The organism is Burkholderia anthinoferrum (genome assembly GCF_002925705.1).
In the GTDB taxonomy this organism is placed as follows: domain Bacteria; phylum Pseudomonadota; class Gammaproteobacteria; order Burkholderiales; family Burkholderiaceae; genus Burkholderia; species Burkholderia semiarida.
The window spans coordinates 1-897 of record NZ_LFZP01000012.1; the positions used below are offsets into that span (position 1 = coordinate 1).

The window sequence follows — 897 nt, forward strand, 5'->3', positions numbered from 1 at the left end:
GCGCCGTGAATTCACCGAAGGCACCGACGTCAAGGCCGGTCAGCGCCTCTACAAGATCGATCCGGCGCCGTACATCGCGGCGCTGAACAGCGCGAAGGCGACGCTCGCGAAGGCGCAGGCGAACCTCGTCACGCAGAACGCGCTGGTCGCGCGCTACAAGGTGCTGGTCGCCGCGAACGCGGTCAGCAAGCAGGACTACGACAACGCGGTGGCCACGCAAGGCCAGGCCGCGGCGGACGTCGCGGCCGGCAAGGCGGCGGTCGACACCGCGCAGATCAACCTCGGCTATACGGATGTCGTGTCGCCGATCAGCGGCCGCGTCGGCATCTCGCAGGTCACGCCGGGCGCCTACGTGCAGGCGAGCCAGGCGACGCTGATGTCGACGGTGCAGCAGCTCGATCCGGTGTACGTCGACCTCACGCAGTCGAGCCTCGAAGGGCTGAAGCTGCGCCAGGACGTGCAGAGCGGCCGTCTGAAGACGAGCGGCCCGGGCGCGGCGAAGGTGTCGCTGATCCTGGAAGACGGCAAGACCTACTCGGAGCCGGGCAAGCTGCAGTTCTCGGACGTGACGGTCGACCAGACCACCGGCTCGGTGACGATCCGCGCGGTGTTCCCGAACCCGGGCCGCGTGCTGCTGCCGGGGATGTTCGTGCGCGCACGGATCGAGGAAGGTGTGAACGAGAACGCGTTCCTGGTGCCGCAGATCGGCGTCACGCACGACCAGAAGGGGCAGGCGATCGCGATGGTCGTGAACGCCAGCAACAAGGTCGAGCCGCGTCCGCTGAAGACGACCGGCATGCAAGGCCAGAACTGGATCGTGGAAGGCGGTCTGCAGGCGGGCGATCACGTGATCGTGCAGGGCGTCGACAAGGTGCGCCCGGGCGCGACCGTGAAGAC

At 68.1% G+C, this 897-nt stretch carries 1 protein-coding gene; it reads left to right on the forward strand.

The window, feature by feature from the left end; all coding sequences use genetic code 11:
• A partial coding sequence (locus tag C5F75_RS04590) for an efflux RND transporter periplasmic adaptor subunit (protein WP_104011932.1) occupies positions 1–897 on the forward strand: 897 nt, incomplete at both ends.